We start from the raw sequence: 20,879 nt of genomic DNA on the forward strand, positions 1-20,879 counted from the left end.
CACCACACGGGCACTGTTAATTTTATATGACAGCTTTTCATTGCCATGAGTGCGCTGTCGTTTGTAATGGCAGCCAGGGTTATCAGCCTGGTCATCACTCAATTCTGTTCTGGCAGATAGGGTTTGAATGCATCACTGCTGACCGCTTCAAAACCCTTTTCTGTATGATAGGTGAAGTAGGCTGCGATTCCCTCCCTGTTAGCCAGCTTCAGACCTTCTTTATCACCTAAAACCATAAACAGGGTGGCCAGTGCGTCGGCCTCTGAAGCATTATCCTCAATCACAGCCACTTCGGCCAGTCGCCCCATCTCAGGATGGCCGGTTCGGGGATTGATCGTATGGGAATACTTCTGGCCATCCACTTCAAAATAATTGAGATAGTCGCCCGATGTCGCCATGGCCCTGTTTTCCAGCTCAACAATCAGGGCCGGATTACTGCCGGTCATGGCAGGGCCCCGGATACCCAGCTTCCATGGAGAGCCATCTGGTTTAGAGTCACCGACTATCACCTCACCACCGATCTCAACCAGATAACTGTTGATGCCTTCTGACTTGAGCAGATAAGCCACTTTGTCGACACCATAACCTTTGGCAATGGAGCTGAGATCCACAAAGACGTCTTTGGTTCGGGTCAGCTTATCGTTTCGGGTATCTGCGATAACCGCCTGATAACCCACTTTGGCTTGAGCTGCAGCAATCTCTTCATCAGAAGGCAGCTCAGCTGGATAATTATTTATCATCCATTGTACAAACTCCGGGGCTTTTTTATCATCGGAACCGGACGATTCTTTTTTACTTTGTGAGGCTTGCCTGCTGGCATCAGAAGGCCCAAAACCCCACAGATTTACCAGAGGGCCTACAGTCACATCGTAGGCACCATCCGACATACGGGAAACCACCAGACTTCTCTCGACAAGGTCCACCAGCTCACCGGAAGCCTTGAATGGCTTCCCGATTTCAGCGCGGTTGAATTGCATCAGCTCGGAATCTTCACGGTAAGTTGACATGCTGTCGTTGATCGCTTCCAGGAGTGTGTCAACCTGCTTTTTAACCCTGTCTGCCGAATGGGAAAAAGGCGTTGAAACGTAAGTAATACTGTAGGTAGTGCCCATGGTTTCACCCTTTATATGCTTCAGGGTAGGACGCAAAGACAGCGCATAAAAGCCAGCAGCCAGAAGAATTAAGCCGATCAACAGTGACCGCTTATAGGATTTGGACAACAACCTGTTTTCTCCCGTAGAAGCTGGAAATGCCATTCTGACACTTCCAGAGTTCGTTCAAGGGGGCGCAGTGTACCACCGGGAACGGTGAATCGTCATCCGTACAGAGCACCAGTGAGTTTTCTTATCTGATAAGACCACCAATTTTGAGTACTGTGCAAGCCGGAGCAGACCTGAATGCTATTCTTCAGACCACCCTCAGGTGTCTTTCCGGTCGAGTTAATGATCTTTTGCCAGGTCGGCCAGATAAAAACACTCTCTGGCCCGGAAGCCCCTGCTATTTTTGATACGATCGAATAGTCGGTCCGTCAGCCCAGGTAGCATGAGTACCACTACTGATACGGTGCGGAAGCAGAATGCGGCACAGGGCTCCTGCTTCTATATCTTTGGCATCAATCAACACACATTCCGAACGGTTTTCATTCATGTCGGTAATAAATGTCACCAGGTAACCGTCATCTTCATCTTTAGCGTTGATACGCGGTACAAAAGGGGCTTCACTGCCAAAGCGTTGTTTGCCGAAGGGCAGGCTCCAGGACTCACCGGTCTGCGTATCATGTTTGACCATGCCTGAGAACAAAAACATATTGGGTTCACCCCAAACGGAATACACGTATCGAGATTTCTGGCCGGCGTATTGTTGATTAAATGTACCAAATTCCAGGTCCCTGTCATCCAACCTACCCTCAACAACCTCACCTGTTACCAGATTAAATCGCCAACGATACAGCTTCGGCTGAAGATGGTTCAGAGCCAGCTGAGCCATCAGTTTGCCAGCGCCTTTCGACAAGCCAGGGAGGGGGGCCGGATCGGGGTTTTCCTGAAAATATCCTTCCAGAACAACTTCATCACCCCCCTCGTAGGCATTAAGCCAGTGCAGTACATAAGTCGGCTTCGCCTCAAACTGAACAATGTCTTTCTCGGTACCGAACCTGGGGATGATAGAAAATCGCGTAGGCAGCTCAGGGTAATAGCAGGGGAAGTAAATATTGTCCTCCAGCAGCTTGGGATCCCAAAACAGCGGCAGGTCGGCAAAAATCGAGTAGTTTTTAGAGAACGCCATGTCGTGGGGCAAGCGGGGACCAGGCAGCGGCACCGGCGTGTAGTGTACCAACTTGCCGACACGATTAATGACTCCATAGTGTTGATAAGGAGGATACCTGGAATAATTGAAGAACAGCATCTCACCGGTATTTTCATCGACTTTCGGATGGGCGGATATCCCATCGATGGGCGCCCAGCTAACAGTGCCTGACTGGTTCAGGGTATAGGGGTCCAGCTGATATCCATCACCGCATTGCCAAAATGTAGAAATTATCTTGCCTGCATGAACCACCACGTCCGTTGATGAACCATCTTTCAAACTGCCCTGAGCGCCTATCCCCGGGCGCTTGGACATCTTATGGTCGTTGACGAAACCAGCCCACAGCGCTTCTCCGGCCTCTTGCTCGGCCAAAAAACCCTTAGTACGAACAAAGCGGTTACTGTATTCAGCCTTTCCATCGCGAATTGACACCGCATGAATCATACCGTCAGCATCAAAAGGGTGGTAATGACCTATGGGTTCCTGCACAGGATTTTCGGTATTTCTTACATACACGCCGTCAATATCGGTCGGTATTTCCCCAATTACCTCCATATCACTGGCGGTGTATTCCGTGAAATTGGGAGTCCAGGCACCACTCAGATAGGGGTGTGAACTGGGTTTCAGGCTGTGTTTGACCTCATTCTTATGGGTAATCTGCATCATTTACCCCCTCTTCTCTGCTAGTGAAATGCGGGGTTTTGCGACACCCTCTAAACGACGGGGACTCCTGCAGCCAGACGGTCATGCCCGACCGCAGTGTATCCCTTACCCAATATCGGGATACACCTTATTCGACAATCTGCTCTACCCTTCGGATTGCTAAAAAACACGGGCAAAAAGCGGAAGGTATTTTACTTTTCCTGTCAGGTAGCGTAATTGCTAAAAACGCCTGACGGAAATTAAAATAGCACAAGAGGCTTGCTCTGCAGGCCGAGCTTACATCCCCGGACTCAAAGAGGGTGTCGCAAAACTCCAACAGCTCGTTCCCATGCTCTGAGGTCGTCATTCCCGCGAAGGCGGGAATCCAGCGCCAACGGTGGATCTCTGCCTTCCCGGGGATGACAAGGCCAGGGGGGCACCGGGCAATATGGTTCTGGTGGTGAGTCAGTGTGGATTCCCGCCTTCGCGGGAATGACGTGAATGAGAGCCGGGAATGTCGTGAGTCAACTCGTTCCCACGCTGGGGAGAGTTTTGCGACACCCTCTCAAAGAACGGGGTTTACGCTCATTCGATAAATAAAAAATGTAACCGCGCAGGAACTCAGTTTCTAAGCGCAAAGCGTGGCGACGCCTGGCTTTCAGGTGAATGCTGCAAAATTACTGCCCGCGTACAATAAACCAGTCCGTAAGGTAATTGACCTGGGGCTTTCACAGTCCTTGTTGCGCCAGTGTAATAAAGAGTTTTCAACAGTCTGGATAGCAATAGGACCTGTGCCAAACTTACCGATGCAGAAACCGGAGCCTATGTAGGTCATGGAATGAATCCACTCTTGTGTAAAGGTATCTGCCAAGTTTAGATAGCTGAATGGCTTAACTGTTTTTATATCAGTGACTATTGCTTCGTTGTAACAGGTTATAACGTTTTTAATAGAGAATTTTTTTACTCCGCAGTGCAAGAAATGTTCGAACTGATGACATGATGGAAGCTGATCCTTATCGTCTTCGCAAGTCGTACAGTAATTGGCCCCTTGTGAAATCCACTGGACAAATCGTTTTCCCCAGAGAGCTGGAGGGTGATATTCACACTCAATGTCATCCTGCTCTTTGACAACAAAAGAAATATCGTCATCTTTGTCTTGAAAAAGTGATCTTATGTACTCATGAGCGCCCTCATCACAAAATGAGCCATAAGCTCTCCCTCCGATTTCAAAGCTATGGATGGTTGTTTTGTTGGTAATAGAGGGATTTATTAATGACTGATGTGTCTGTATAAACGAATCCTTTATATAAACCCTGACAGTTTTTGCATGGCCTGTTTTTTTACCGTCAAATGAGGTGTTGCTGTTTTCCTCTGGACTATTGTTCACGGTTTTTTCGGGGCGAAACACAGTGTTTGCGGTAGATGATATGTTCATCATATTTCCTGTTTTTTTGCGCAAGTACGACTGCATTGCCAATTGGCCACAAGAACACGCCCCCAGCCTTGTTAGAGTTCATCCCTTAAATCAGGGAGGTTAGGATCAACAACGCCTTTCTCATCCACCACCCGGGTAGTAAAAGAATGAAAGTAGTTTAATCCGCTTAATGGATAGCTCAGCCCCTCCAGCTTGTCGGGCCGGGTGTAGTTCGCAGAAGCTTTTTCCCACTGGCATTGTCTGGGCTCTATCCAGGCACCTTTTTTCCAGGCTTCTGCGGATGTCAGACCGGTATCGCATTGATAGACGTATTGACCAAAACCTTCAAAGTCCGCTTCTGCAGAATAGATAATGCCCTTTTTCATGCTGATCATATGATGATGCGCATAACGTTTCTTCGTCTCTTTAGTGGCTGGCAATAGATCAGATTTATCCTGAAAGTCGTGGGTCACTCTGAATGTTTTGGAATAACCATCTTCAAGCAGCGGCGGTTCTTTGCCATCCAATATTTTTGAACTCACTGTTTTTCCCCAAGCTCCAATATAAGCCATGCTGACTGGTTCTACGGGGTATCGAACAACCACCAGCTGGTGGTGCTTGCCTCTGAGCACCATTGAGCGGGTATAAGGGTCAACATTAAGGCCACTGAAGTCTCCTCTTAAAGAAGAGATCTCACCCACTATGTGTATATCTAATACATCACTGGTTGTATAGCGGGTTTCGCCGAACTGTACCAGACCATCGCCTTTCGCATTAATCGGTTCATCCTCTATATCATACCAACGGCTGTCAGGCTCTCCACCGATGAGGGCAAGACTTTGCAGGAGAGCTCTGGCGTAATGACTCTGCGGTTTCTTCAGATTTCTTTGCATCACACCCAGCACATGGAAAGTTCCTTCTTTATCCTGGTAAATATCTAAACCGGTCATGGGTTTGGAGTGATCAACCCCCACCCGGGCATCTCCCATGGGTAGATAGGTTTCGTCTATCCAGCCCGGAACCGTCACCAGTTGCTTCTTGTCGATGTCGATGATAAACAGATGTCCATGCTGGGCGGCAAACAACCAGTTTTTCTTATAGCGCTGATTAAATTCAGCATTATGCGCCAGATAAACAGGCGAATTGGCATAGGGTAAGTTGAAGAAACCAAGATTTGGTGATGGAGAATCGATTGAGAAAAGCTCCTCTGTGTCGCCCCCAACAAATACCAAACCATTGGAACAACCAAAAGCAAAGCGATTATTTCCCAGAGGCTTATGGAATGAGCTCAGACTGTGATGATGAGCCATGGTTTTTCCGGTTAGAGGAATATTGGTAAATTCATTCATCAGACAACCGGGAAGGTTACCATTAAAAACCGTTTTCCAGACTTTGCTGCCAGGCCTGCTTTCGATAACAACTGCGTTACCGTCACTATTGACGGCGCCAAGCTGAAATACCGGGGTTTCCTCAGCATGTGAATTCAGTGACGATACCAGCGTGACAGATGACAACAACAGGGCTTTAAGTGTCCGAATCATAGAAACCTCCTTATCAGTGCGATGAATGCAACCAGGATTTAATGGCTTTAGAAGTTAGACTCAGTAAATTGCAGAGAGTTCAATGAAACGAACAAGTTTAGACAAGTGGGCTGTTTACGCCATTCAATAGAAGAGGCAGGTCACTCAGGCAGTCACCCAGAGAATAACGGCATCCTCCTCACTGAGTGAAATCAGTGCATGACCCATTTCTGCGTCGTAATAGGTGCTGTCACCCTCATTGAGCTCTACCGGTTGATAAAACTCTGTATAAAGCATGATTTTGCCACTGAGAACCAGCAAAAATTCTTCACCCTCATGCCTCACCCAATCCTGATAATCCTCAAATGAGCGGGCACAAACCGTCGTTTTGAAGGGCACCATCTTCTTGCCCGACAACTCAGTCGCCAGCAGCTCATGTTCATAGGTGGTGGTGGGATGTGGGCGCCCCTGCCCCTTTCGGGTAATGTCCCGACGCCCGCTGGCGGCCTTCTTTTCCGCAGGTTGGGTGAACAACTGGGGGATATCAATACCCAGTCCCCTTACCAGTTTGGTCACAGCGGTGAAGGTGGGCGATATCTGCTCATTTTCTATTTTGGAGAGGGTTGATCGGGCCAGGCCGGTTTTCTGGCTGGCTTCTTCCAGTGTCAGATTGAGGCTCAGACGGATTTCCCGGACTCGCTGTCCCAGTTGCAAAGGCTCAACAGCAGCCTCCCTGTTACTGCGGGAGATGATGACCGACTGCTTTTCCTGCTCCAGAAAGTGCGCTTGCTCTGATATTTCCTGTTCTGACATTTATAGTTATCTCTACTTCCAGACGTACTCGATACTATATAAGCTTCCCGTAAAAAGAAATAAGCTTCCCGTAAAAAGAAATAAGCTTCCCGTAAAAAGAAATAAGCTTCCCGGAAATTAAATTTCTCCAAAAATCTGCCAAAGAACATTCAGCGTTGTATTTGCTCAATTATTTCATTAAGTTAGGCGTACCGTCAGGATAAGAAACTTTAGCACTAAAGGTCTCGTCCTGACCCTGATCATATGACTGAACGGACACCCTTTAGTGTCGTATAACAAAGACCTGAGAATAATAACAGAACATCAAATAGCGTGGAGTAAAGTTTCATAATGGAAACACTGACCGAAATCATCGGCGCCATTAATGGCGTCGTATGGGGGCCCATGATGCTGGTTCTCATGCTGGGGGTAGGACTATTCCTGATGCTGGGCCTGCGGCTGATGCCCATCCTGAAGCTGGGCACCGGCTTTAAGCTCCTCTGGCAAGGCCGCAGCGCCGGGGCCGGCGACTCCGGTGAAATCCCTCCCTTCCAGGCTCTGATGACCGCCCTTTCTGCCACCATCGGTACCGGTAATATTGCCGGTGTTGCAACTGCCGTCTTCATGGGGGGCCCCGGTGCGTTGTTCTGGATGTGGTGTACTGCCCTGGTCGGTATGGCTACCAAATTCTCGGAAGCCGTATTGGCCGTAAAATACCGTGAAGTCGACGAAAACGGCAGGCACTACGGTGGCCCAATGTACTACATCAAGAATGGTCTGGGTTCACGCTGGGCATGGCTGGGTACAGCCTTCGCTATTTTCGGTGCGATTGCCGGCTTCGGCATCGGCAACACCGTTCAGTCCAACTCGGTAGCTGACGTTCTGCAAAGTAACTTCAACCTGCCTCCCTTAGTGACCGGTTTTGTTCTGATGTTCCTGGTGGGTGCTGTACTGATTGGCGGCATCCGTAGAATTGGCGCCGTGGCCAGCACTCTGGTTCCCCTGATGGCCATTGCCTACCTGGTCGCTGGTCTTGTTGTTCTGGCTATTAATGCTGAGCAAATTCCTGCCGCCCTGAGCCTGGTCTTCACTCACGCCTTTACGCCTACCGCGGCTACCGGTGGTTTTGCTGGCGCTGCGGTATGGGCTGCTATCCGCTTTGGTGTCGCTCGAGGTGTTTTCTCTAACGAAGCCGGTCTGGGTTCTGCACCTATCGCTCACGCGGCAGCAAAAACCAACGATCCCGTTCGTCAGGGTCTGATTGCCATGCTCGGTACTTTCCTGGACACCATCATCGTCTGCTCCATCACCGGCCTGGTCATCATTACTTCCGGTGCCTGGACCTCAGGTGCGACCGGTGCCGCATTGACTTCTGCCGCATTTGCTGACGCACTGCCGGGTGTCGGTAACTATGTAGTTGCGATTTCTCTGGCTATCTTCGCCTTTACAACCATTCTGGGCTGGAGCTTCTACGGCGAGCGTTGCGTAGTATTCCTGATGGGCCCAAGAGCTGTGAAAGCCTATCGCTTCCTTTGGATTGTCGCGGTTCCTGTGGGCGCTACTGTGAGCCTGGATTTCATCTGGCTTGTAGCTGACACTATGAACGCTATGATGGCTATTCCCAACCTGATTGCCCTGGCGCTGCTGAGCCCCGTTGTATTCAAGCTGGTGCGTGAATACTTCGGCAAGCAATCTGAAGCATCAGAGGCAGTCACTGAGTAAACAGGCCTCTAACCAGATCTAATGAAGGTGCAAACAGATCTACCCTCTGTTTGCACCTCTCTTCCTCACCCTCTCATCATTAAGTACTTCACTCCTTACCCAAACCCTGACAAATATTCAGAGAGCCATAAAAAAGCGCTACCCGCCAGCTCTGTCACTGCTACTATTCCAGAAACCTGTCGTTTCACTTACCGGTCAGGAGTCTTTTTTATGGCCAGTAAAGATATCAGGAACCATCGAATGTCTGACGAGGTTTATCAGGAGAACTTTTCTGATATCAAGCCTCCGTTATCGTGCCATCAGGCCAATATAGAAGCCAGTCGTTGCCTGTATTGTCATGATGCCCCCTGCATTTCTGCCTGCCCGACAGGTATAAATATTCCCTCGTTTATACACCGAATCGCTGATCATAATGAAGACGGCGCCGCCAGGGTTATTCTGGAAGAAAACATTCTGGGGGGGAGCTGTGCCCGGGTCTGTCCAACAGAAGTCCTTTGTGAGCAGGCTTGCGTTCGAAATCACTCGCCAGAATGTAAACCGGTGATGATTGGTCGTTTACAGAGGTACGCTATTGACCACCGACAGAAAGCTGCTCACCCATTCACACGTGCACAGAAAACAGGCCGAAACGTCGCAGTTGTGGGTGCGGGTCCTGCCGGCCTGGCCTGTGCACACAAATTAGCCAGACTGGGTCATGACATCACCCTGTTCGATGCCCGGAGCAAACCCGGCGGGCTCAACGAATACGGCATAGCCGCCTACAAACTGGTGGAGGATTATGCCCAGGAGGAAATCCGGTTCATTTTCGAAATCGGCGGCATAAACCTTGAGACAGGGAGCAGAATCGACCTTGAGCAACAGCTTGCCGACCTGACCATTCAGTTTGATGCCGTCTTTCTTGGCATTGGACTGGGGTCTGCGAAAGCCATTGGACTGCCCGCTGAGCAATCTGCAGGGATTCAAGAAGCACTGGACGGCATCAAAAGGATTCGTCAAACCAAAAACCTCGCAGAACTGCCGGTGGCTTCAAAGGTAGTTGTGATCGGCGGCGGTAATACGGCCATTGATGTGGCCTGCCAAATGCGCCGACTGGGAGCCGATGAAGTGACGATCGCTTATCGAAGAGGTCTTCAACAGATGTCAGCCACTCATCATGAGCAATCATTCGCAAAAGAAAACGGCGTTGGCATTATTCCCTGGTTGAAACCCAAAAGTTTTGAGACAAAAGCCGGGCAATTGCATGGCGTTCGTTTTGTAAAAACCACTCAGGACTCTGCTGGCCAACTGATTGAAACCGGCGAGCTGAGAGTGATTCCCGCTGACCGGGTTTACAAGGCCATTGGCCAGACAATAACAGCAGAGTGCTTTTCTTCCGGAAAGCTTGTCAGAAGTCAGAACGGAAAAATCAAAGTGGACGATCAATTGAGGACCTCTATAGGCAGTGTCTGGGCAGGAGGCGACTGTGTCGATAAAGGGGAAGATCTCACAGTCCATGCAGTCCAGCATGGCAAACTGGCTGCTGAAGATATCAACCGGTTTCTGCAACCGCTCGAAGTATAGGTAGTAAAAGGTGATGGCAGACCTTAGCACCGGCTTTCTCGGGATTCGCTCCCCCAATCCATTCTGGCTAGCCTCAGCACCGCCCACAGATAAGGCGTACAACGTTTACCGGGCATTTTCTGCAGGCTGGGGTGGTGCCGTATGGAAAACTCTGGGTGAAGATCCGGCGCCGGCCAATGTTTGCTCGAGGTACTCCGCCCACCGGGATACTCATGGGCGGATTCTGGGCATCAATAACATTGAGCTGATTTCTGATCGCCCGTTACAAATCAATCTGGATGAAATCAAACAGACTAAAAAAGACTGGCCCGACCGGGCTTTAATTGTCTCTTTGATGGTGCCCTGTGAAGAAGAAAGCTGGCAACGTATTCTCAATCAGGTTGAGGCAACTGGCTGTGACGGCGTCGAACTCAATTTTGGTTGCCCCCATGGCATGCCGGAGCTCGGTATGGGAGCGGCGGTAGGGCAAGTCCCCGAACTCATTACCAAAGTCACCGGATGGTGTAAACAACATACACGCCTGCCGGTTATCGTTAAGCTGACGCCCAATGTCACCGATATTGTCCAGACAGCCAGTGCCGCTCTCGCAGGTGGAGCAGATGCGGTCTCGCTGATCAATACCATTAACTCCATTACCAGCGTCAATCTCGATACCATGGTCGGCTGCCCAGCCGTCGGCAATTATTACACCAGCGGTGGTTATAGCGGCGAGGCCGTCAAACCTGTTGCCCTGAATATGGTGGGACAACTGGCACGACACGATGAAACAGCCAAACTCACGATATCCGCTATGGGCGGAATCACGACCTGGCGGGATGCTGCAGAATATCTGTCACTGGGGGCAACAACCCTGCAAGTCTGCACAGCGGTGATGCTGAATGGATTTAAAATCATTGATGAACTGGTTGACGGACTCTCAAGATGGATGGATCAGAAAGGTTACCGGGTACTTTCTGAGTTTCGTGGGGCTGCGGTTGCCAGCCTTACTGACTGGAACAGACTGGATCTGACCTACAAAAGTGTTGCTCATATTAACCAGAGTCATTGTATCCAGTGTGGCCGTTGTTTTGCGGCCTGCGAAGATACTGAACATCAGGCCATAGCCTTGCAAACATCTGATGATGGAAAAGACCGGACGTTTGAAGTCATTCCGGGGGAGTGCGTCGGTTGCAACCTTTGTCAGATCACCTGTCCCGTTGAGGGGTGCATCACGATGATCAGTCTTCCTGGCTCAAATCCAGAGCTGTAGGTCATTTGAGCCTGTTGGATTTATTGCGTTCCGGCATTGTGTACAATTCTCCATATATCCATAAACACATCACTGTCGCCTCCTGAATCATCTTCATATTTTCCATATCTCTCTTCTGCTATTTTTATGGCAGGTCTGGGGTCTGCTCCATGATCTAAAAGGCATCTGGCGATTTTATAAAACTCTTTCAAATCCTCATCATTTAATAAACAGTCTGAAATACGAAACATGACTAATCTTAAAGGCGTAATCGGTTGTATAAACCCGTTAGGATCATCCTGATCTGTGGACTGCCTATAACTTGGATCAGCTCCTCTGTTCAAACAGTCTTCAACTCTTTCAAAATCGTGGTAACTTACCGCCTCCATTAATTCTTCGTCAACGGCTCTCTTCTGACTTGCTATTACTACCAAGCCTGGATCCGAGGTCAGTAATCCTGTGTCAGAACTGCTCATTGCAATATGTGTAGTCGCGGATGCTACCGGAAACCCTGAATTATATGTTGCTAAAGAATGATCATTTGATGAAGTTGTTTCTGTGCTACCAGCAGTGGTGCTTTCAGCATAACTGCCTGTATTCGATGGGGCCAACCTGACCGTAAAGGTAAACGAACTGTCATCTTCACTACTGCTATATGGCTTGCTTGAACTCGGCATGATCCTCGAGCGATCAAGCCCAGCACCTAAAAATAAAGCACCCGTCCATAACCTTCCAGCCATCGTTGGAGTTGGAGGCAACGACGAATCGAAATCCTGAGTAAAGCCTGACTGTATAGTTAAAGTAGACAGCAAAGGCAATAGATATGAAGCGGAGTATTTCATAATGACGAAATTCCTCTCAAAAGCTACAACCTCTGTAGCCAGAACGAAGCCAAACTTTCAATATTAATCAAAACTCAGGATTTTTCTATTTAACAACTCGTTCCCACGCTCTGAGGGTGTCGCAAAACTCCAACAGCTCGTTCCCATGCTCTGAGTTCGTCATTCCCGCGAAGGCGGGAATCCAGCGCCAACGGTGGATCTCTGCCTTCTCGGGGATGACAAGGCCAGGGGAGCACCGGGCAGTATGGTTCTGGTGGTGAGTCAGTGTGGATTCCCGCCTTCGCGGGAATGACGAGAATGAAATCGGGAATGACGGGGGTGAAGGCGGGAACCAGAGTTTTGCGACAGCCTCGCTCTGCGTGGGAATGCATACCTCCCCTGATGTTGGAGTTTTACGACAGCCTCAAAGGCGGGAATCATTCAGATTGAGTTAATAAGCTTGCAGTTGTAACTGCTGCCGAGCACCCACTCTCCCATTAACAAAGTTGTCAGATTTACTGTCAGAAACGGAACATTCCATTGTGGAGACTGTCTAGGTTTTATGGGTCATAAATAGACAGGGTCAGCAACAATGAATATATCTTCTACTCCGAGTACTTCCTCATTGAATCTTGTGTCGACAAAAGACGCTGAGGGCACTAAGGATGAAACTGATAAGGCTGGTACAAAATGCAGTATTGTGGCACTGGATCATTGTTATGCCAGACTTTCGCAGGAGCTTACTGATACTCCAACGACCACAGAAGAAATGCCTGTTCTGGAAAGGGTGGCAACTTCTTACGTCACCCCGGAGCCTCCTGCAAAAAAAATATCGATTTGCCCGCAGAATTTTTCATTGACAGGCAAGAGCCTGTCGAGTTGGAGCTCCATCACTGCCTGCCAGCTTGATCAAGTTGTTCAGGTAGCTTGTGTCGTGGAAGTCGAAACAGCAGTCAGGAGCAAGAAGTCAGGGGATAAAAAAGCAAGATCACCTGAAAAAAGAAGGCTGGAGAACAAGGAGGCTGCCCGAAGAACCAGACAAAAGGTACAAACTCGTTTCGCATACCTGCAAGAAGAAGTGGAAAACCTCAAAATGGAGAATTTGTACCTGCAGGTTAAGAACACTGAAATGGCAGAGCACATTTCCAACACGGAGGCAGAAAATAAGATTTTAAGAGGAGTATTGCCAGGGGAGAGATTTGTACCTGTTGCTGCCACTTATAAATTGGATTCTAACAAAATGGGCGATCTGGAGGATGAAGACGAGTGCGCAAAGCAAATACCGCCAAAGAAGGAATTTGAATCTGTTCCTGATTACTTCGAACTGGATGATCAAGCAATATTTGATAGCGATGATGATGCCAGCTAAGGACTCAGCCATACGAAATATTCGATTCCCAATGGCTGAGTGCTTAGTCTCAACTACCAGATGAAGTGACATTAAGTGGTGCGAGCGTGAACGAATGAGTTCATACAGAAGTGGACAGGACAGCAGTACTGCTACCATTACCTTCCCCGGACTCTTGTAACTTATTGATTTTTATTTATTTTTACCCGCTTGGTTTCCTATAGGAAACAAATGGGTTGATGTGAAACCTCCAGATTTGCTACTCTGCCAACTCTCTGAATGTATGTTGAATTGTTTTAATCGTTTGATTCAGGGAACTTATCGAGGAAAAACGTTGGTCTCTTTCAGACCAGAATCGTTAGTCCGATAAAAATCTAAAATACAAAAGGTTTTTATGAGATAAGAATACAGAGGGAGCAGATCATGGGACTGAGCATTTTCGACCTTTTTAAAATTGGCATCGGGCCTTCATCCTCACATACCGTGGGCCCCATGGTGGCTGCCAACCGTTTTCTGGATGAACTCCAGGCCAACCAGCACTTCGAGCAGACACAGCGTATTAAGGCCGACCTCTATGGCTCACTGGCCATGACCGGAGAAGGACACGCCACAGATGTTGCCGTCCTTCTGGGACTCCTGGGCGAACAGCCTGACAGCGTAAGTCCTGACAAAGTGCCTGAATACGTCTCTGATATTAAGAACAACGATCGACTCAAGCTGGGTGGAATCAGGACTATAACCTTTCATTTCGATACTGATCTGCAATTTCATTTTGGAAGCTCCCTGCCCAGTCACCCCAATGGCATGTCACTAACGGCTCTGGATGCCAATGGGCAAGTCCTTTACAAGAACCAATATTACTCGGTGGGTGGCGGTTTTGTTCTCAACGAGCAGGAAGCCTCTTCCAATCTATCCACCAACCTTCAAGCTGCCCCCATCCCCTACCCTTTTGAAAAAGGTCAGGACTTACTGGACCACGGCAAAAACAGTGGTTTATCCATTGCCGAGCTGGTGCTTGAAAACGAAAAACATCTGGGTCGCAGCCAAGACATTCCCAAGGATCTGATGGCCATCTGGCAGGTGATGGATCAATGCATCCAGCGCGGTTGCGAGCAAACCGGAAAACTGCCCGGCGGATTGGATGTTGACCGCCGTGCCAGTGATATTCACAAGCGCCTGATCAACAAGCCAAAAGAGCAATGGGATGACCTGCAAAGCATGGACTGGGTAAGTCTTTTTGCCCTGGCCGTGAATGAAGAAAATGCAGCAGGGGGGCGGGTCGTCACCGCACCGACTAATGGTGCTGCCGGTGTCATACCCGCGGTTCTTGCTTATTATGATCGCTTTGTTCCCGGCAACTCCGAACAGGGTATTCAGACATTTCTGGCTACCGCTGCCGCCATAGGTATGCTGTACAAAAAAAACGCCTCTATTTCAGCCGCTGAAGTGGGCTGTCAGGGCGAGATCGGGGTAGCCTGCTCCATGGCAGCAGGAGCACTCTGTGCCGTTTTGGGTGGCACCAATGAACAGATAGAAAATGCGGCAGAAATCGGCATGGAACATAACCTTGGGCTGACCTGTGACCCGGTTGCAGGTCTGGTTCAGGTGCCATGCATAGAAAGAAATACTATGGGTGCAGTCAAAGCCATTAATGCGGCACGACTCGCCTTACAGGGTACCGGCCAGCATCGGGTCTCACTGGACAGCGTGATAGAAACCATGCACCAGACTGGCCTGGACATGCAGGATAAGTACAAAGAAACCGCCACCGGCGGACTGGCAGTCAATGTTGTCGTGTGCTGAGACTCGTGACAGATGCCAATAAAAGCAAAAATAATCAGCACAAATACCCGGAATGCTCCGTATAACTCAGAGCATCCCCATGGGAGCATGGGCCAAGACCCATGGTTCAGGTGTTTTTAGACCATCATAGGGCTGTCCCATCCACCGACAGCCGTCAGAGAAAGGTAGAAACATGGCTGTTGATAAACAGGCACTCAGCGCTCTGGAACAGAGCAACGCATTTACCGGCCGTCACATTGGCCCGGATCAGGCTCAGCAACAGGCAATGCTGTCCGAACTGAAACTGGAGTCACTGTCTGATCTGATTGAACAGACCGTTCCCAAAGCTATTCGCCCAAACGTTACGTCAGGAGAGAGCACCCTGGCTGTAGCAGCGGGCAAGACGGAAGTTCAGGCGCTGGAATACCTGCGTTCACTGGCTGACCAGAACAAGGTGAACAAGTCCTACATTGGTATGGGCTACTACAACACCCATATTCCAAACGTGATCCTCAGAAACGTTCTGGAAAACCCCGGCTGGTACACTGCCTACACGCCTTATCAACCCGAAATCTCCCAGGGCCGTCTGGAAGCCTTGTTAAACTTCCAGCAAATGGTCATGGACCTGACCGGTATGGAAGTCGCCAATGCTTCTTTGCTGGACGAAGCTACCGCTGCTGCAGAAGCTATGGCACTTTGCTACAGATCCAGCCGCAGCAAGAACACGGTGTTCTTTGTTGCTGACGACGTCCACCCGCAAACCATCGACGTCATCAAGACCCGTGCTGAACACATGGGTATCCAGGTAGAAGTTGGCAACCCCATTACCGACCTGGAAAAACACGACATCTTCGGTGTCCAGCTGCAATACCCCGGCACTTACGGACAGATTACCGATGTCGCCAGCATCGTCACCAAAGCCAAAGAACAAAATGCCATGGTATCTGTCGCCACTGACCTGATGGCTCTGATGCTGTTGAAGTCACCCGGTGAGCTGGGGGCTGACATTGCTTTGGGCAGCAGCCAGCGTTTTGGTGTCCCTATGGGCTTTGGTGGTCCGCACGCCGCTTTCTTTGCCGCCAGCGAAAAACTGAAGCGCTCCCTTCCCGGCCGTATTATCGGTGTCTCCATCGACCGTCGTGGTAATCAGGCTTACCGTATGGCGATGCAGACCCGCGAGCAGCACATCCGTCGTGAAAAAGCGACGTCCAACATCTGTACTGCCCAGGCTTTGCTGGCCAATATTTCTGCATTCTATGCCGTTTATCACGGGCCAGAAGGTCTGAAGACCATTGCCGAGCGCATCCACCGCCTGACCACTATTCTGCATAAAGGCCTGACCACTCTGGGCGTTCAGTGCAATAACACTTTCTTCGACACCCTGACCCTGAAAGTGGGCAGCCAGCAGGAAGCGATCTATAACCGCGCTCTCGAAGCAGGCTGCAATCTGCGTCGCATCAGCTTCGATCAACTGGGTATCAGCATTGATGAGACCACAACAGCGGAAGACATCACGCAGCTGTTCAATGTCATTCTGGGGCAGGGTCAGGATCTGGATATTCAGACCATCGACAGTCAGATTGCAGTGTCCGGTCTCAAAGACGAGCATCGTCGTACTGATGCCGTACTGACTCATCCGACCTTCAACAGCTATCATTCCGAAACCGATATGATGCGCTACCTGAAGCGCCTGGAGAACAAGGATTACTCCCTGACCCACGGCATGATTCCTCTGGGCTCCTGCACCATGAAACTGAATGCCGCCGCTGAAATGATTCCGGTGTCCTGGCCTGAATTTGCCAACATCCACCCGTTTGCGCCCAGAGATCAGGTCAAGGGTTATATGACCATGATCAACGAACTGGAAGCGGCACTGGAAGAAATCACCGGTTACGACAAAATCTCCATGCAACCCAACTCCGGGGCCCAGGGAGAATACGCCGGTCTGCTGGCCATCCGTAACTATCAGGAAGCCAATAATCAGGCTCACAGAAATATCTGCCTGATCCCCTCTTCTGCTCACGGCACCAACCCAGCTTCTGCCGCTATGGTCGGCATGAAAGTGGTCGTCGTTGACTGTGACGAGAATGGTAATGTCGATGTTACGGATCTTCAGGCCAAAGCTGAACAGCACAGTGACAACCTGTCCTGCCTGATGGTTACCTACCCTTCCACCCACGGTGTTTATGAAGAAGAGATTCGCAACATCTGCGACATCGTTCACAAACACGGGGGTCAGGTCTACATGGATGGCGCCAACATGAACGCCCTGGTTGGTATCGCCAAACCCGGCAAGTTCGGCTCCGACGTTTCGCACCTGAACCTGCATAAAACCTTCGCTATTCCTCACGGCGGCGGTGGTCCCGGTATGGGCCCCATTGGTGTCAGAAGCCACCTGGCGCCTTACCTGCCCAACCACTGTGTCAGCCCGATTGAAGGCGATAACGAAGGCATGGGTGCAGTATCAGCAGCGCCATTTGGCAGCGCCTCCATCCTGCCCATCAGTTATCTGTACATTGTCATGTTGGGACAGCAGGGCCTTCAGCAATCCAGTGAAGTCGCCATTCTGAACGCTAACTACATGGCTGATAAGCTGGCTGCACATTACGACGTACTGTACCGTGGCCGCAACAACAAGGTGGCTCATGAGTGCATTATTGATATCCGTCCTATTAAGGAAGCCTGCGGCGTCACTGAAGAAGACATTGCCAAGCGCCTGATGGATTACGGTTTCCATGCACCGACCATGTCCTTCCCGGTTGCCGGCACTTTGATGATTGAGCCGACCGAATCCGAATCCAAAGACGAGATCGATCGTTTCGTGAGTGCCATGATTGCGATCCGCAAAGAAGTTCGCAAGGTACAGGAAGGCGAATGGCCTGCCGAAGACAACCCTCTGTGCAACGCTCCACACACCATGGAAGATCTGGTAGACAGCGAATGGAGCCATCCTTACAGCCGTGAAGAAGCCGTCTTCCCTCTGAAAGGCTCTATCGATGGCAAATACTGGCCCACTGCCAACCGTATCGATAATGTCTATGGCGATCGCAACTTTATCTGCTCCTGCCCGTCTATCGAAAGCTATCAAGAACAAGACTAAAGTCGTCTGAGAGCCAGCCTTGAACCGGGGAAACCACCTCCCCGGTTTTTACATTATTTTCAGGAAGTGTCCCTAATGACCGAACTCAAAAAAACACCTCTGCATGGCCTGCACCTGGAGCTGGGCGCGAAAATGGTTCCTTTCGCAGGCTTCGATATGCCGGTTCAGTACCCTCTGGGGGTTAAAGCCGAGCATCTGCATACCCGTGCACAGGCGGGTCTGTTTGATGTCTCCCACATGGGGCAGGTTCGTCTGACAGGCAATAATCCGGCCAGGGCTCTGGAAGCTCTGGTACCTGTCGACATTATTGATCTGCCTGAGCGCAAGCAGCGCTACGCTCTGTTCACCAATGAACAGGGGGGCGTGATGGACGACCTGATGGTGACCAACGAAGGTAATGACAGCCTGTACGTTGTAGTCAATGCCGCCTGCAAGGATCAGGACATTGCTCACATGAAGGCTCATCTGCCTGAGGATGTTAAGCTGGAGGTTCTGGATGACCGTGCTCTGGTCGCTATTCAGGGTCCTGAAGCGAAATCCGTTATGGCCCGCTTTGCGCCTGAAACAGAGAAGATGGTTTTCATGGACTCCGTTCACATGACCATTGAAGGCGTTGACGTTTACATCAGCCGCTCGGGTTACACCGGTGAAGATGGTTTTGAAATCTCAATCCCGGAAGCAGACGCTGACAAATTCTGTCGTATGCTGCTGGATCAGCCAGAAGTCGAGTTCATTGGTCTGGGTGCCCGCGACTCACTGCGTCTGGAAAGTGGTTTGTGCCTGTATGGTCACGATCTGGATACAGAAACTACCCCCATCGAAAGCAGCCTGATCTGGGCCATCAGCAAAAACCGTCGTAAGGATGGTGAGCGTGCTGGCGGCTTCCCCGGCGCAGACAAGATCCTGAGCCAGATTGAAAACAAGGACTTCACCCGCAAACGTGTTGGCTTGATCGGCAGCAGTCGCGCACCGGTTCGTGAAGGGACTGAAGTGGTCAATGCCGAAGGTGAAAAGATCGGTGTGGTGACTTCGGGAACCTTTGGACCCACTGTTGGTGCTCCGGTCGCTATGGCCTATGTTGCGACTGAATATGCCGCTCTGGAAACAGAAGTTTTCGCACAGGTACGTGGTAAGAAACTGCCTATGACTGTCAGTCGTATGCCGTTTATTGAACAGCGTTACTATCGCGGTTAACCCCCGCAAAAAAGCCCGGCTAACCGGGCTTTTTTTCGTTCATTGAAAACTGGTTTCTGCTTTGCCCACTTAAATAACCATTGGTGCAAAAGCAAAACCAAAGGCAACACAAAGTGCAATACAGACTGTGCCCGGCAGAAAGAATGGGTGGTTAAACACCAGTTTGCCGATACGGGTAGATCCTGTATCGTCCATTTCTACAGCTGCCAGCAGTGTTGGATAAGTAGGCAGAACAAACAGAGCGGATACCGCTGCGAAAGAAGCGATAGCGGTCACAGGATCAACCAGAGCCAGAGCAGCAGGCATCAAGGCTCGAGTGGTAGCAGCCTGAGAGTAAAGTAGCATAGAGGCGAAGAACAGTGTAACCGCCAGCAGCCATGGGTAGCTGTTCAGTACATTGCCCGCCAGAGCCTGGATAGAATCAATGTGTGCCCCCACAAACGTATTACCCAGCCAGGCAACACCCAGTACGCAGACGCAGGCACTCATACCGGACTTGAAGGTCTGGGCATTGAGGATATTGCCAGAATCAATCTTGCAGAAGATAGTAATCAGGCCAGCCGCAATCATCATAAATACCATGATGGCAGAGTCGCGGGGCAAAACAGGATTTTCAATCAGACCGACGTTACCGCTGATAGCTGTAGCGTATAGCACCACAGCCAAAATACTCAGAGTAAAAATACCAACAGACAGGCCAGCGCCTTTCCTGCCGCCCTGACGGGCTTTAGTCTCACGCAAAGTAATCAGACCAGCTTTCAGTCTTTCCTGATAGATAGAATCCTTGTCCAGATCCACACCCATGAAATTACAGATAACAGCGGTCAGCATAACCGCTGCATAAGTAGTAGGAATGCAGATGGCCAGCAGTTGCAGGTAATCAATGCCATAGGGCTCAAGAAAGCCACTAAACACGACCACTGCGGCAGAGACAGGTGACGCAGTAATGGCAATCTGGGAAGCAATCACAGCGATACTCAGTGGACGAGATGGACGGACACCGTTTTCTTTAGCCACTTCTGCAATCACCGGCAGAGTAGAGTAAGAAGTATGACCTGTACCTGCCAGCAGAGTCATAACGTAAGTGACAGTCGGTGCAAGAAAAGTAATATACTTTGGCTTACTGCGAAGGAGCTTCTCGGCCAGCTCAACCAGATAATCCAGACCCCCAGCCACCTGCATGGCTGCCACTGCACCGATCACCGACATAATGATCAGGATAACATCTATAGGTATTGCCCCGGGTTCAAGCCCCAGGCCCAGTGTCAATACCAGCACCCCCATACCACCGGCAAAACCAATCCCGATACTACCCAGCCGAGCCCCAAGAAAAATAGCCCCAAGTACAACCGCTAACTGAACCCAAAGCATGAAGAGATCCCCTCTATCGTAATAATGCTTCACCCAGGCAATAGCAATGTCATTGCCTGAAATAAACAACCTTAGCATTAA

General features: G+C 50.0%; 16 protein-coding genes. 7 read left to right on the top strand and 9 right to left on the bottom strand.

Translation table 11 applies throughout. The annotated features are described in order from the left end of the window. Positions 1-98: 98 nt before the first annotated feature. The 6 genes from P6910_RS14230 to P6910_RS14255 form a co-directional block, all read right to left on the bottom strand. Entirely contained in the window at positions 99-1,256 is a 1,158-nt protein-coding gene (locus tag P6910_RS14230) for an FAD:protein FMN transferase (RefSeq protein ID WP_317141948.1), read from the bottom strand. A 241-nt stretch (positions 1,257-1,497) separates the two neighbouring features. Continuing rightward, entirely contained in the window at positions 1,498-2,970 is a 1,473-nt protein-coding gene (locus P6910_RS14235) for a carotenoid oxygenase family protein (RefSeq protein WP_317141949.1), read from the bottom strand. Positions 2,971-3,257: 287 nt separating this feature from the next. Beyond that, a complete protein-coding gene (locus tag P6910_RS14240; protein WP_317141950.1) occupies positions 3,258-3,386 on the bottom strand; it encodes a hypothetical protein in 129 nt (42 codons plus the stop codon). Positions 3,387-3,604: 218 nt separating this feature from the next. Next, on the bottom strand, positions 3,605-4,405 hold the full coding sequence (locus P6910_RS14245; RefSeq protein WP_317141951.1) for a hypothetical protein: 801 nt from the start codon (positions 4,403-4,405) through the stop codon (positions 3,605-3,607). Positions 4,406-4,452: 47 nt separating this feature from the next. Next, positions 4,453-5,901: a hypothetical protein gene (locus P6910_RS14250; RefSeq protein WP_317141952.1), complete on the bottom strand. Its 1,449-nt coding sequence runs from the start codon at positions 5,899-5,901 to the stop codon at positions 4,453-4,455. Between the two features lie 144 nt (positions 5,902-6,045). Then, positions 6,046-6,633: a helix-turn-helix domain-containing protein gene (locus tag P6910_RS14255; protein WP_410493934.1), complete on the bottom strand. Its 588-nt coding sequence runs from the start codon at positions 6,631-6,633 to the stop codon at positions 6,046-6,048. Positions 6,634-7,023: 390 nt separating this feature from the next. Here P6910_RS14255 and P6910_RS14260 point away from each other — a divergent pair, with 390 nt between their 5' ends. From P6910_RS14260 to preA, 3 genes are read left to right on the top strand one after another with little or no spacing between them, the layout of a single operon-like run. Further along, entirely contained in the window at positions 7,024-8,394 is a 1,371-nt protein-coding gene (locus tag P6910_RS14260) for a sodium:alanine symporter family protein (protein ID WP_317141954.1), read from the top strand. Positions 8,395-8,415: 21 nt separating this feature from the next. Then, positions 8,416-9,954: an NAD(P)-dependent oxidoreductase gene (locus P6910_RS14265; protein ID WP_317141955.1), complete on the top strand. Its 1,539-nt coding sequence runs from the start codon at positions 8,416-8,418 to the stop codon at positions 9,952-9,954. 13 nt (positions 9,955-9,967) lie between these two features. After that, on the top strand, positions 9,968-11,203 hold the full coding sequence (gene preA, locus P6910_RS14270) for an NAD-dependent dihydropyrimidine dehydrogenase subunit PreA (protein WP_317141956.1): 1,236 nt from the start codon (positions 9,968-9,970) through the stop codon (positions 11,201-11,203). A 20-nt stretch (positions 11,204-11,223) separates the two neighbouring features. Here the strand turns inward: preA and P6910_RS14275 are convergent, their stop codons facing one another. Together P6910_RS14275 and P6910_RS14280 are read right to left on the bottom strand one after the other, a co-directional pair. Continuing rightward, complete coding sequence (locus P6910_RS14275; RefSeq protein WP_317141957.1) at positions 11,224-12,024, bottom strand: hypothetical protein; 801 nt, start codon at positions 12,022-12,024, stop codon at positions 11,224-11,226. A gap of 89 nt (positions 12,025-12,113) precedes the next feature. Continuing rightward, positions 12,114-12,395, bottom strand: a complete 282-nt coding sequence (locus tag P6910_RS14280) for a hypothetical protein (RefSeq protein ID WP_317141958.1) — start codon at positions 12,393-12,395, stop codon at positions 12,114-12,116. 200 nt (positions 12,396-12,595) lie between these two features. On the opposite strand from P6910_RS14280, the gene P6910_RS14285 reads away from it, so the two are divergent. From P6910_RS14285 to gcvT, 4 genes are all read left to right on the top strand, one after another. Continuing rightward, positions 12,596-13,372: a bZIP transcription factor gene (locus P6910_RS14285; RefSeq protein ID WP_317141959.1), complete on the top strand. Its 777-nt coding sequence runs from the start codon at positions 12,596-12,598 to the stop codon at positions 13,370-13,372. A 402-nt stretch (positions 13,373-13,774) separates the two neighbouring features. Further along, positions 13,775-15,154, top strand: coding sequence for an L-serine ammonia-lyase (locus P6910_RS14290; protein ID WP_317141960.1), 1,380 nt, complete (start codon positions 13,775-13,777; stop codon positions 15,152-15,154). 172 nt (positions 15,155-15,326) lie between these two features. Next, a complete protein-coding gene (gene gcvP / locus P6910_RS14295) occupies positions 15,327-18,233 on the top strand; it encodes an aminomethyl-transferring glycine dehydrogenase (RefSeq protein ID WP_317141961.1) in 2,907 nt (968 codons plus the stop codon). A 75-nt stretch (positions 18,234-18,308) separates the two neighbouring features. Then, positions 18,309-19,427: a glycine cleavage system aminomethyltransferase GcvT gene (gene gcvT / locus P6910_RS14300; protein WP_317141962.1), complete on the top strand. Its 1,119-nt coding sequence runs from the start codon at positions 18,309-18,311 to the stop codon at positions 19,425-19,427. A gap of 69 nt (positions 19,428-19,496) precedes the next feature. Here the strand turns inward: gcvT and P6910_RS14305 are convergent, their stop codons facing one another. After that, entirely contained in the window at positions 19,497-20,798 is a 1,302-nt protein-coding gene (locus tag P6910_RS14305; RefSeq protein WP_317146553.1) for an anaerobic C4-dicarboxylate transporter, read from the bottom strand. Between the last annotated feature and the right edge of the window lie 81 nt (positions 20,799-20,879).

It is taken from the genome of Endozoicomonas sp. 8E (assembly GCF_032883915.1).
Taxonomy (GTDB): Bacteria; Pseudomonadota; Gammaproteobacteria; order Pseudomonadales; family Endozoicomonadaceae; genus Endozoicomonas_A.

Bases quoted from the DNA above. Each gene is read 5' to 3' on its own strand.
- P6910_RS14230 (WP_317141948.1), bottom strand. From the start codon at position 1,256: ATGGCATTTCCAGCTTCTACGGGAGAAAACAGGTTGTTGTCCAAATCC.
- P6910_RS14235 (WP_317141949.1), bottom strand. From the start codon at position 2,970: ATGATGCAGATTACCCATAAGAATGAGGTCAAACACAGCCTGAAACCC.
- P6910_RS14250 (WP_317141952.1), bottom strand. From the start codon at position 5,901: ATGATTCGGACACTTAAAGCCCTGTTGTTGTCATCTGTCACGCTGGTA.
- P6910_RS14260 (WP_317141954.1), top strand. From the start codon at position 7,024: ATGGAAACACTGACCGAAATCATCGGCGCCATTAATGGCGTCGTATGG.
- P6910_RS14265 (WP_317141955.1), top strand. From the start codon at position 8,416: ATGAAGGTGCAAACAGATCTACCCTCTGTTTGCACCTCTCTTCCTCAC.
- preA (WP_317141956.1), top strand. From the start codon at position 9,968: ATGGCAGACCTTAGCACCGGCTTTCTCGGGATTCGCTCCCCCAATCCA.
- P6910_RS14275 (WP_317141957.1), bottom strand. From the start codon at position 12,024: ATGAAATACTCCGCTTCATATCTATTGCCTTTGCTGTCTACTTTAACT.
- P6910_RS14280 (WP_317141958.1), bottom strand. From the start codon at position 12,395: ATGCATTCCCACGCAGAGCGAGGCTGTCGCAAAACTCTGGTTCCCGCC.
- P6910_RS14285 (WP_317141959.1), top strand. From the start codon at position 12,596: ATGAATATATCTTCTACTCCGAGTACTTCCTCATTGAATCTTGTGTCG.
- P6910_RS14290 (WP_317141960.1), top strand. From the start codon at position 13,775: ATGGGACTGAGCATTTTCGACCTTTTTAAAATTGGCATCGGGCCTTCA.
- gcvP (WP_317141961.1), top strand. From the start codon at position 15,327: ATGGCTGTTGATAAACAGGCACTCAGCGCTCTGGAACAGAGCAACGCA.
- gcvT (WP_317141962.1), top strand. From the start codon at position 18,309: ATGACCGAACTCAAAAAAACACCTCTGCATGGCCTGCACCTGGAGCTG.
- P6910_RS14305 (WP_317146553.1), bottom strand. From the start codon at position 20,798: ATGCTTTGGGTTCAGTTAGCGGTTGTACTTGGGGCTATTTTTCTTGGG.